At 47.5% G+C, this 11,969-nt stretch carries 10 protein-coding genes; 7 read left to right on the top strand and 3 right to left on the bottom strand.

All coding sequences use genetic code 11. The annotated features are described in order from the left end of the window. Positions 1 to 109: 109 nt before the first annotated feature. The 7 genes from QUB14_RS07540 (at position 110) to QUB14_RS07570 (ending at position 6,692) form a co-directional block, all read left to right on the top strand. On the top strand, positions 110 to 1,408 hold the full coding sequence (locus QUB14_RS07540; RefSeq protein WP_333216022.1) for a serine/threonine-protein kinase: 1,299 nt from the start codon (positions 110 to 112) through the stop codon (positions 1,406 to 1,408). Positions 1,409 to 1,556: 148 nt separating this feature from the next. Beyond that, complete coding sequence (locus QUB14_RS07545) at positions 1,557 to 2,927, top strand: serine/threonine-protein kinase (protein WP_333216024.1); 1,371 nt, start codon at positions 1,557 to 1,559, stop codon at positions 2,925 to 2,927. 26 nt (positions 2,928 to 2,953) lie between these two features. Continuing rightward, entirely contained in the window at positions 2,954 to 3,142 is a 189-nt protein-coding gene (locus tag QUB14_RS07550) for a hypothetical protein (RefSeq protein WP_333216026.1), read from the top strand. Positions 3,143 to 3,208: 66 nt separating this feature from the next. Continuing rightward, complete coding sequence (locus tag QUB14_RS07555) at positions 3,209 to 3,721, top strand: inorganic diphosphatase (RefSeq protein WP_006634582.1); 513 nt, start codon at positions 3,209 to 3,211, stop codon at positions 3,719 to 3,721. A 520-nt stretch (positions 3,722 to 4,241) separates the two neighbouring features. After that, the gene (locus tag QUB14_RS07560; RefSeq protein ID WP_190693715.1) at positions 4,242 to 5,150 is read left to right on the top strand and encodes an MBL fold metallo-hydrolase; all 909 of its coding nucleotides are present in this window, start codon (positions 4,242 to 4,244) and stop codon (positions 5,148 to 5,150) included. A gap of 20 nt (positions 5,151 to 5,170) precedes the next feature. Then, a complete protein-coding gene (locus QUB14_RS07565; RefSeq protein ID WP_333216029.1) occupies positions 5,171 to 5,737 on the top strand; it encodes a diheme cytochrome C in 567 nt (188 codons plus the stop codon). Positions 5,738 to 6,134: 397 nt separating this feature from the next. Then, positions 6,135 to 6,692, top strand: a complete 558-nt coding sequence (locus tag QUB14_RS07570) for an HPP family protein (protein WP_190656936.1) — start codon at positions 6,135 to 6,137, stop codon at positions 6,690 to 6,692. A gap of 145 nt (positions 6,693 to 6,837) precedes the next feature. Here the strand turns inward: QUB14_RS07570 and QUB14_RS07575 are convergent, their stop codons facing one another. The 3 genes from QUB14_RS07575 to QUB14_RS07585 form a co-directional block, all read right to left on the bottom strand. Further along, positions 6,838 to 7,992: a phosphodiester glycosidase family protein gene (locus QUB14_RS07575; RefSeq protein WP_333216032.1), complete on the bottom strand. Its 1,155-nt coding sequence runs from the start codon at positions 7,990 to 7,992 to the stop codon at positions 6,838 to 6,840. 136 nt (positions 7,993 to 8,128) lie between these two features. Further along, complete coding sequence (ppc, locus tag QUB14_RS07580; protein WP_333216034.1) at positions 8,129 to 11,254, bottom strand: phosphoenolpyruvate carboxylase; 3,126 nt, start codon at positions 11,252 to 11,254, stop codon at positions 8,129 to 8,131. Between the two features lie 421 nt (positions 11,255 to 11,675). Then, complete coding sequence (locus QUB14_RS07585; protein ID WP_333216035.1) at positions 11,676 to 11,918, bottom strand: hypothetical protein; 243 nt, start codon at positions 11,916 to 11,918, stop codon at positions 11,676 to 11,678. Between the last annotated feature and the right edge of the window lie 51 nt (positions 11,919 to 11,969).

Consider the following 11,969-nt stretch of genomic DNA (forward strand, 5'->3'; position numbering starts at 1 on the left):
AAGGCGGTTGCTCTTTGACAGAAAAAGTTTTTTGCTGTAGCCCGAACATTTCCGATTATTGCGCTTTTGTCAACTACACTAGGTTTAATCGGTTCTAGGGCAAGAGAACATGAGCGGACAAAACATCGGCGATTTGTCAAAAGAAATATTAGCCGATCGCTATCAGTGCGATCGGCGGCTCGGCAAGCAAGCAGGAAGGCAAACCTTACTCGCCCGCGACTTAAAAACCCAACAGCAAGTAGTAGTCAAACTCCTCTCATTCAGCAGCGACTTTAACTGGGAAGACTTAAAACTGTTTGAGCGAGAAGTCGAAACCTTAAAATCCCTATCCCATGTCGCAATTCCCCGATATCTAGACTCCTTTGAAATCGACACCCCCAACCGCAAAGGATTCGCCCTAGTTCAGAGTTACATCGAAGCCAAATCCCTACAAGAATATCTTTCAGACGGCCGCACCTTCAGCGAAAGCGAAGTCAAACAATTAGCAACAGCATTATTAGACATTCTCGCATACCTGCACCAGCGACAGCCCCCGGTCATTCACCGCGACATTAAACCCAGCAATATTTTACTCAAAAATCGATCGGGCAACAGCGTCGGCGAAGTCTACCTAGTCGATTTCGGTGCAGTTCAAACTCTAGCAACCCAACAAGGGAAAACAGTCACCGTTGTGGGAACTTATGGCTATATGCCACCAGAACAATTTGGCGGGAGGGCGGTTCCCGCTTCCGACTTGTACGGCTTGGGAGCAACATTAATCGCCTTAATTACCAAGCAGCATCCTGCCGATTTACCGCAACAAGATTTGCAGATTGAATTCGAGCAATTCAGCCAACTGAGTCCAGGTTTTACCAATTGGCTGAAGTGGATGACACATCCCAGTTTAGAACGCCGTCCCACCTCGGTTCAGATGGCAAAAGAAGTTCTAGAAAAACCGCAGCAAATCAATAAATATTCCCTGCCATTGAAACAGGGAAAAACCGTGAATACCTTTAGCTTGTTCTGGAATGCGATCGGGCGCAGCACTTGGATGGGAACTCTAAGTGTAGGAGCTTGTGCAGCAATTTACGGCACCTTTTTTTTGCCGATAGCGGGGACAATTATGGGAGCATTCATCGGTAGTTTTCTCGGCTTGCTGCTGGGGTGGGGGAACGCAATAATCGTAGGGATTGTGACGCGCTTGTGTTTTTTTCCCCTAACTAATCCCAAACTTCACCGACAGGTTTTAACTGCAATTAGTATCGTGTTCTGTACCTCTCTAAGCATCGTCTTCTTTCTCTTTCTGATAAGTGGTGGGCCGGGAGATTTTATTTTTTTAGTGCTGGTACAGTCGCTAATTGCAGGGCTGTCAATGGGGGAAAGTAGCAAGTCTATTGCCCGATGGTATCAAAAAGAAAGTGGACTTTAAAATGAAAAGTAATATCATATCCGGTTGATTAGTTGTCCTTTTGAGCGCTAGTGAAGAATCATAGAATACCAAGATATCCGACTGCTCCAAGAAGTCGGATATCTAAAAGAAGAGCGTTTAACATCAAGTTAAGATTAAGGTTAAAAATATGAGGATTTGCAAAATATTAGAAGAACGCTACGAAGTACAACGACAACTAGGAAAACAAACTGGTCGGCAAACTTTGCTGGCTCGTGACTTACAAACTCAAGAATTAGTTGTCATCAAACAGCTATTCCTCGGCAGCGATTTTGAATGGCAAGACCTCAAGCTATTTGAACGGGAAGCAGAAACTTTAAAAACGCTTTCTCACCCAGCAATTCCCCGCTACCTCGACTACGTGGAAATTGACGAACCAGACAGCAAAGGATTTGCCCTGGTACAAACTTATGTAGAGGGGAAAACTTTGGAAGATCATTTGCGCTCGGGGCGTACTTTTAGCGAAAGCGAGGTGAAAGAATTAGCTAAATCGTTGTTAGAAATTTTGATTTATTTGCAAGAACAAAATCCGCCAGTTATTCACCGCGATATTAAACCTAGCAATATTTTACTGCACAGCAGATCCGGCCACACTGTCGGACAAGTTTATTTAGTTGATTTCGGATCGGTGCAGAACCAAGCTGCAAAAATTGGTGGGACAATTACAGTAGTGGGAACTTACGGATATATGGCGCCGGAACAATTTGGCGGGCGCTCCGTTGAGGCTTCTGACCTCTACGGTTTAGGTGCAACTTTAATTTATTTGGTAACGGGTTTGCATCCCACCGAACTGTCGCAGCAGGATTTAAAAATTCAATTTGCCGATCGGGTAACGCAACTAAATCCTAATTTAATTGATTGGCTGGAGTGGATGACCGAACCGAGTTTGGAAAAACGGTTATCTTCGGCTGGGGAAGCATGGAACTCCCTCGCAAATCCCCGCGAGATACCCAAAAGTATTATACCCGTGCAGCCGCGAGGCAGCGATATTAAATTAACAAAAAATTCGGAGTTGATAGAGATTGTAATTCCGCCGCATGGATTCGCTTTTGATTGGGTTTCCATACTTTCGGGTGCGGTTGCTGCGAGTATCGCATTGTGGATGAATTATTACCAAATTCCGATAAATCCATTGGTTTTGAGGATGATGTCAGGAAGTTTTTTAGTAGCGGCTGGAGTAATGTCGATCTTTGCACTATTTCGGGAATTGCATCTGGTAATCGATCGGCAGCAAATATCCTATAGTAGCCATCTGCTCGGGTTGAGATGGAAGAATTCCCAGCCAGCTCCCAGACAGGACATTTGCCAGTTGGAAATTGAAGAAATTAAATCTCTTATGCCCGATAAGCGACCAGAATTATACGAAGTTTCTCAGGTGATTGTTCAAGCGGGCAACCAAAAATATCAACTAGGAGTGAAGCAGGGACTAAGTGAATCAGAAATCGAGTGGTTAGCGACAGAACTAAGCCAGTGGTTGGGATTGAAAATTCAAAGAACTTAGACAGACGGTAAAAAGAATATATCGATGTGAAAATATCTCTAGATCGCCCAAACAAAGCATTGCGCCCTCAAACTGCAGGATGCGTCCTGCCCCTCCGGTGTATTTTCCCAGCAGGCGGGACACCCCACAAGCATCCTCTTCAAATTGTGCAACGCCGATCGCACTCGTCCGCTTTCGGTCAATCTCATGCAGCCGAAAAGCCCGATCGCCCGTAAAATGCTATCAAAGGGATTTGGCAAGTAGCACTCATCCCAATCATCTGTTAACTTGGAGATATTGTTGTGGACTTATCGCTAATTCCGGCACAGCCGAAACCAGGACTGCTCAACGTCCTCATCGAAATTACCGCCGGTAGCAAAAACAAGTACGAATTTGATAAAGACTTGCAAGCCTTTGCTCTCGATCGGGTGCTTTCTTCCTCAGTCCAATATCCGTGCGACTACGGCTTCATACCCAATACCTTAGCCGATGATGGCGACCCCCTCGACGGCATGGTAATGATGGATGAGCCCACATTTCCAGGGTGCATAATCGCAGCCCGTCCGATCGGAATGCTGGAAATGATCGACGGAGGCGACAGGGACGAAAAACTATTGTGCGTTCCCGACAAAGACCCCCGCTATGCTCACTATAAGTCCCTCAAAGACGTAGCCCCCCACCGCTTGGACGAAATAGCCGAATTTTTTAGAACCTACAAAAATTTGGAGAAAAAAGTCACAGAAATTCTGGGTTGGCAAGATGTCGATCAAGTCATGCCCTTAGTGGAAAAGTGCATCGCAGCCGATCGCAAATAAGCCCCTAGCCCGAACTCCTCGACTGCAACCCGACTAAAAACTCAGGGGGCCGAACTTAAGGCGATCGCTGCACGTCTAGGGATGCAGTCGAGGAACAGGTGGGTAGAATGTCAAATCAGTCGTGAATGCCGACTCACCGGAACGGCATTCCTCAAAACCCTGCCCCGGCCCCAATCTTGAAAAAAATACTACTCCTAGAGTAAGATGAAGCGCAAATTCTACTCCTGAGAATGGCCTTCTAGTTTGAGGAAATTTTACCCTAAGACTCTTGTTCGGCGCTATCTTAATCTCAGAACACAGAAAACGCCGGGCAGCCTGCAGGGTGCAAAAAATAATCTCTCAAGGGTGACATCTCCTACACCAACCCGTAAGGTTGAGAATTCTAACAGCCCAAGTATTAGGCACTCGGATGGTTTCCCGATCAAGCGCTTGATTATAGTACAGATTGCTAAAAACTAAAAACTAAAAACTAAAAACTAAGATTTCAACTCCCAAATTCCTGTCCCCAAAGCTAAAAAAAATGCCAGATTCCGCACCCTCTCTACCCAATCCACAGCCTTCCGATCGCAAAGCCACAATGGAAAATAGTCCTTTGACCGAGTTTGTCGTTCAGTTTTGGGGCGTGCGGGGCAGCATAGCCACCCCCGGCACCAAAACACTTCGCTACGGAGGTAACACCTCCTGTGTAGAAATGCGCTTGGGTAAAAAACGCCTGATCTTTGACGGCGGTACGGGCCTGCGAGTTCTGGGTCTAAACTTGCTGCGGCAAATGCCAGTGGAAGCCCATATGTTTTTTAGTCATACTCACTGGGATCACATTCAAGGGTTTCCGTTTTTTACTCCCGCCTTTATCCCGGGGAACTGCTTTCACATTTACGGTGCGATCGCCCCCAACGGCACTACCATCAAACACCGTCTTGCCGACCAAATGGTGCACCCCAATTTTCCCGTCCCCATCCAAGTGATGCAGTCAGACCTCAAATTCAACGATTTGACGCCTGGGGATATTCTCGAACTCGACGATGTGAAAATAGAAACAGCACTGCTCAACCATCCTAATACGGCGATCGGATATCGAGTCACCTGGGAGGGACACACGGCCGTCTACTGCACCGATACAGAACATTTTCCCGATCGCCTCGACGAGAACGTGGTACACCTAGCTCGCAACGCCGACGTGCTGATTTACGACGCCAACTACACCAACGAAGAGTATTACAACTTCAAAACCCCGAAAGTCGGCTGGGGACACTCGACTTGGCAAGCAGGAGTAGAAATAGCGAAAGCTGCTGGAGTCAAAAAAATCGTGATGTTTCACCACGATCCGGGCCACGACGACAATTTTCTCGATCGAGTCGAAGCAGAGGTGCAGGCAACGTTCGCTAATGCCTGCTTAGCCCGCGAAGGCATGAGCATACCAGTGATTTAACCAAAAATAAATTCAGAATTATGAAACAGGAAAAACCCCGCAAACGTCGCAGAGTAGGCTTGCGGGGGCTTTACTCAACGTTGCTAGTGTTGATAATTATCTGCTGTACCTGTGGCGGATGGGTTGCAGCTCAGACTGCCTACTCTCGCACTCCCGCGCGACTTGCTCAGGTGTCTTCGATCGAGGATACTGGTACGGTCGATCGCATTCCCGAACGCTACCAACTCGGACAGCAACTGTACCTAGAAAACTGCGCCACCTGTCACATCGCTTTACCGCCGCAAGTATTACCTACAGAAACTTGGCGCCGCTTGCTGCAAGATTCCCAACACTACGGACAAACCATCCAACTGCTAGTAGACCCGCCCCGCCTGCTAGTCTGGAACTACCTGCAAACTTTTTCCCGTCCCCAAGCAAAAGACGAAGAACTCGCCTACCGAGTCGCCAGTTCTCGCTATTTCAAAGCACTGCACCCTAAAGTAAAACTGCCACAACCCGCAAATATCAGCAGTTGCGTTACTTGTCACCCCGGCGCGTCTCAATACAATTTCCGCAAGCTTACCGCCGAGTGGCAAAACTCTCCGTAACCAAGATTAAGTTCGTAATTATATCCGAGTGCGAGCGAGAAGATCGCACTAACCAGAAAACGGCGATCGCATTCTACTAGAGACTTATCCAAAGTGTGGGTGCGATCTTTCAATTTATGCTTACTGGGCATCGCACCTTACAAGTAACCTCTGGCTTTACCCTCATCAATAACTCTGACGGCTAACGGTGAAGTTGTGCGACTGCCGATAAAGTCTGTTGCAAAACCGACCAAACTTGCTAGTGGGTTCCAAGCGAGTGGTTAGCTGCTGCTTGAGTGGCATAGAAGTAAAAAATCTGTGCCTTTAGCTACTTTTTGAGCAATTGTTATGATATCTTAACTTTACCGGAGGTTAGTTCAGACAATTTAAGAAGCGTGGTTATCAAGTAACCTAATTTATGATTGACAGTAAAAAAATTCGACTGAAATGGGAAAGTTATTGGTTTAAAACCTTTGGGAGATGGCGATCGTGTCCATTGACCTGCCCAATAGACAGACCTCATCCTCGGCATATTTTTTGGAGTTTGATTGGCAGTTTTTTGGCAATTACTGCAACGTCCTATCTTGCTCTAAAAACTAATACTCCTTTACTAATGGCTCCGTTTGGCGCTACAAGCGTTCTGATCTTTGGTGTCCCTGACAGCCCTTTGGCTCAACCCCGGAATGTCATTGGGGGCAATTTCTTAGCTGCTCTCACCAGTTTAATGATTGTGCATTTTCTCGGTTCTTCTCCCTGGGCGATGGGAATGGCTGTTTCTAGTGCGATCGGAATTATGCAGATTACGCGAACTCTACATCCGCCTTCGGGAGCAGTTGCCTTAGTCGTTATGATGACCAAACCCGACTGGAAATTTTTGCTAACACCTGCTTTTGAGGGCTCAATAATTTTGGTCTTGTGCGCCGTCATCTTTAATAATTTAGCGGCAGAAAGGACGTATCCCCAGCACTGGTTATAGCATTGTCTCTAATTCTCTCATCCTTCCCTCGGGAGCACTACCCAAAATCGAGATGCTCCCTCGATTCCGACTTCCATCGGACTTCTTTCTTCCATCCGTTACATCCCGATCGCGTGCAACGGAAGCCGAACTTCCTTCTGCTAGATCAATCAAAAAAAACGGACGGATTGGGGGAAGGTCGAGATCCCTTTTGAAAGCGTTCCCAGGACTCCTTTAACTGAGCCGGCGCTCGATTTTCGCGATCGTAAACCACCAGCACATTCGTCAAATTCCGACCCGGTGGCAATAAAATCTGCCCTTGATGAGCCAAACCCACCGAAGCGCCCCCGTCCAAATTCATCGCTTCAAAACAGCCGATCGCCTGCATAACCTTAGCTTCTGCTTCCAAAGACAAACTATCAAGAAAAGTCACCAAAAATAACTTATCTCTGGAAGCTGGAAAGCCGATCGCCGTTCTCGAACCCACACCCAAAACATGAGAATCTTTAAAACCTTCCGATAAAGGAGACAGCCAAACTTTCCCCCCTTTAACCAATCTCGGCCCGCAAGTCAGAGAAAACCAATGTTGACTCCAATCCGGCTTACCTTCAGTTCTAGCAGTCACCATTTCCAATTGATTTCCCGCTTTAATCCCCAAAGTCGTGCCGTAATTTTCCCATCGGCTGTATTTCAGAAACTTACCCGCCGCCACCATATTTCCCAGTACAGATTTCTGCTCATCTTTACCAAAAAAAGTCCCGTTAGCAACAACAGCAGCCCGGTAACGCGACACCATATTTTCAAAAGCTTCGTCACCCCGCGTTACTTTTGAAGTATTTGCAAAGTCTGCATTATTAGCTAACCCAATTGTGATATAAATTTCTGGGTCGGCGAGGTCAATAGTTGTCAGATAAAAACTTGCGCCAGCTAGATTTTGACTGCTGAGTTGTACAGGTTTTGCTTGATTAGCGGAACGTCTAATAACTTGAGTTTGAGACTTCACAAAAGGAGAATTCGCGGCCTTTGGTTGAGGAGTTTCCGGCGATTTAACGATGGGATTGCTGGGCCGAGTTTGAGGAGTTTTCGCGGATTTTAGAGTGGAATTACTAGGCAGAGGTTGAGGAGTTTGATTGGATTGTATACTGGATAAAAAAGCGAGTGACTTTTGCCACAGTTGACCCATGAGAGTCAAGAAACTATCTCGGTTTTGGGCGATCGCAAAATAGTCAGCCGCAACCCGCGCCAAAGCTATGCCCGTTAAAAATAAAAAAGTGCGCCGCAGCATCGGGCGACAACCTTCAGACTGTTTGCGTTTAGACATAAAAAATCTCAGCTAGGATAGCGAACAGTTTTCTATGGCTGTGACTACAATGGGCGATCGCCTGAATTCTGAAACTACCAGTAGCAAGGTGCGCTAGGCGCACCTCACCACGAATTCAAAACTCAAAACTATTTCCTTAGCCGGTATTCCGCATCCCAGCAGCAATTCCATTAATCGTCAGCAGAGCTCCCCGCAACAATTCACCCTTGCTGTAACGCGAGTGAATCACCCCCGGAACCCCGCCACTACCGTGCTGCCGCAAACGTTTCAGCAGCGAAACCTGCAACAAACCCAAAGGCACAATCGTCGCATTTCGCAACTGCACCGATCGCTGCAATGCCGGATCTTCGTCCAACAAACGTTGGTGTCCAGTAATCGTTAAAACCAAATCGCGAATCAAGTGAAATTCGGCAGCAATTTGCTCGAATAAAGCCTTAAACCGCTCCTTATCAGCAGGCAAAGCTAACTCCTGCACGTAATGTTCTGCAATCTGCAAATCCACCTTAGATAAAGTCATTTCCACCTTAGAAATTACCATTCTAAAAAATGGCCACTTCAAGTAGAAATACTGCAAAAGTTTCATGTGTTCTTCCGGTTCCTCCAGCAAAAACTCTTGCAAAGCTGTGCCGACACCGTACCAAGAAGGCAGCAAAAAGCGGCTTTGAGTCCAGCTAAACACCCACGGAATTGCTCGCAAACCGCTGATGTCTTTTTTGCCACCGCGACGGGCCGGGCGAGAACTAATTTGCAACTGGCTGATTTCTTGAATCGGGGTAACTTGGTGGAAGAAATCAACTAAATCCGGCTGTTCGTAGATTAAATGGCGGTAGTGCGATCGCGATCTCACCGACAACTCCTCCATAATCTCATTCCAAGGGTCGATGCCATCAAAACCAGTGTGCAGCAAACTAGCTTGAATTACCGCCGCCGCCACAGTTTCCAAATTGTAAAGCGCCAACTCCGGCAAAGAATATTTAGAAGCCAAAACCTCGCCTTGTTCGGTAATCTTAATTCGCCCGCTAATACTCTTTCCAGGCTGAGCCAAAATTGCCTTGTAAGCAGGCCCGCCGCCGCGCCCTACAGAACCGCCTCGGCCGTGAAAAATCCGCAACTCTACATTGTATTTTTCCGCAACCATTTGCAAAGCCTTTTGAGCTTTGTGGATTTCCCAATTGCTGCTGAGGAAACCAGAATCTTTATTGCTGTCCGAATAGCCCAGCATCACCTCTTGCAATTTGAGAGTGTCGATTGGACATTGGATATTTTCTTCGCTTTTTTCCGCTACTTCCTGCGCGTATCCTCCTATTAGCAAAGCTCGATAAAGAGGCAGATCAAAGATTTTTTGCATTACTTCCGGCGCTTTTTTCAAATCTTCCACAGTTTCAAACAGGGGAACTACTTGAATGCTGCTAATTCCTGTCGCCGGATCGTAAAGTCCGGCTTCTTTTGCTAACAGCAAAACCGCCAGTAAATCGCTGACATCGTGGCTCATGCTGATGACGTAAGTTTGGCAAATTTCCGGGCCAAACTCCTGGTGCATTTGCCGCAATATCCGAAAGGTATTGATCGTCTCGCAAGTTTTGGGAGAAAAGGGCAATTCTGCTGGAATTAAAGGGCGGCGAGTTTGCAGTTCCGTTGCCAGCCAAATAACTCGATCGCCTTCCGACATTTGATTGTAAGACTTGGGCAAAATTTGCAAGTATTCAGCAATTTCGCTCAAAGCGTCAGAGTGTACTGTTGACTCTTGGCGGATATCTAGGTAAGCCAAATTAAATCCGTAAATTTCTACTTGGCAGAGCAGATTTTCCAAGTCCCGACAGCTCAAACCTGTTTCCACTAAATTGCGTTCGATGAGCTTGAGCTCGGTCAAAAACTCAGCGCCCGATCGATAAAGGCCGGTCATTCCGGGATTTTCTGACAAAGCTTCGCGCTCCCGCTGCAACTCGTCTCCTTTGTAGAGCCGCCAATTGCGATCGCGCGTATTTTCCAGTCGCTGCAGCACGTAGGCCAGCTTCAACCGATAAGGTTCTTGGCGGTAGCGGATTGCCCATTGTTCGTAAACCTCCGGGAATTCCGATTTGTCGCGATCGAGAGATTCCAGCAATTCCGGCAGCACGTCGCTCCAGTGCAGCGACAAACTCAAAAGTTCGTTCAGCCGCTTCACGGCGTTGATGTACTTACACAGCACCAAATGGCGCTGATAGCAAGCGGTTTGCCAAGTAACTTTCGGAGTCACAGAAGGATTGCCGTCTCTGTCGGAACCTACCCAAGAACCGAATTTGCAAAAATTGTAACTCGGCGGTTTCAGGTAAGGATAAGAAGCGTGCAGCGCTTGCTTGAGTCGGTGGTAGAGTTCTGGAATTGCATCAAACAAGACTTCATCAAAGTAGTGCAGAGTGTACTCCACCTCGTCAAGCACAGTCGGCTTGAACTGGTGCAGTTCGTCAGTGCGCCACCAGAGGCGAATTTCTTCCATCAGTTGCTCTTGGAGAGCCGCCGCTTCCCAGCAAGACACCGGATAGGGGCTTGGAGAGTCGGCCCCGATCACCTGAAATTTCTCGTCAACTTGGTCTAGCTGTTGGAGAATCTTCGCCATCCGCCGCTGCTTGGTGCGGATCGTGTGGCGGACAATTTCCGTCGGGTGAGCGGTGAATACCAAGCGGATGTCCAACTGATCGATCAAGCGCTGAATTTGCTGGCTCGGCACGTTCAAGCGCAGCAGCATCGGGAACAGTTGGTGAAAAGTGCCGGCATCTCGGGCGATCGTCTCGCTGCTGTCTGCATTGGTCAGAGCTGTTTGGGCGGGGCTTGGGCCTTCCCTGTGCCGCGGGCGATCGGGGGCATCCGTTGCTTGTCCTGGCAGCTTAGAAAACATCCGCCCCCCAGCGTCGTTGCTGCTAGCGTAAGCTAGCTGTTGGTCTCGCTGTTCGTAGTGCTGTTCGACAATGTTGATTAACTGGAAATACAGTGCAAAAGCCCGAGCCGCGCGGATGGCGGCGTTAAGGTCGAGCTTTTCGATTAGCTGTACGACATTCGAGTCGCGAAAGTGAGTGGCTTGTCCCTCAGCGGAATTGACCGATCGCATTTGTTGGAGCAAATCCACCAATTCCTGCCCGCACTCCTGTCGCAGCACCGATTCCCACAAGTCCTCTACTACTTTGAGGCGATTGCGCAGAAACAGGTCTGATTTTGAGTAAGCGGGAGAATGGGAAATAGATGTTGCATCAATAGCCTGTTCTGAAGACTGGAGGACTGAACTCATCGGGCTGTTCCTCAATAGCTGCGGGTGTCAAGAAAATTGTATGGTTTAGTTTCGCCTAAAACACTTTTGTTTGCAGTCAAATTTGAGACAACTTCTTGCAACGTAGAAAGTAGAAGGCACTTATGTACAAAGTATAAGGAAAGATTAATTCTTAGGCCACAGATTGTACCTATTGTCAAGCTTTCATATCTGTTGACTTGCGATTTTAGATTTTAGACGCTCAGCCTGAGAGGTTCGGCGAGCGGTCAGTTGAGTCGCGCTCAGTCGAACAATTTTAGATTTACTCCAAAGATAAATCTGGGAAGTTGAACTAGGGTCGAAAATTTTTATCTCTCCACGACAGGAGTACGTGGCACCGTATCCGTTTTTAGGCGGGGTCAAAAAATTAAACTTCTAGCTGCAGCATCCTTCCTTGGGCTTTCTAGTCGTGTGATTGAGGAAAGTTGAGCACGGGGAGGCGCGAACCCCGAAAGACTTCTTCGCTTTCAACGCCGATCGACGCAACAAACTCAGCAGCAGCTTTAGCCACCACCAACCCGCCCAGCATGGGTAAGGCGACCAAGCTCAATAAAATGTCTGAGGGAACTGGCAACTTTGGACTGTTAGGTGTTTTAGTTTTGAGCAAGTCTTGGTTTTCCGACGGCATAAATTTCTCCTGTGTCAATCCGTAATCCTCAGTTTACAAGGCAAATAATCATCTTGACCGCTGCCTTCT

It is taken from the genome of Microcoleus sp. B3-D2, from assembly GCF_036705345.1.
In the GTDB taxonomy this organism is placed as follows: Bacteria; Cyanobacteriota; Cyanobacteriia; order Cyanobacteriales; family Microcoleaceae; genus Microcoleus.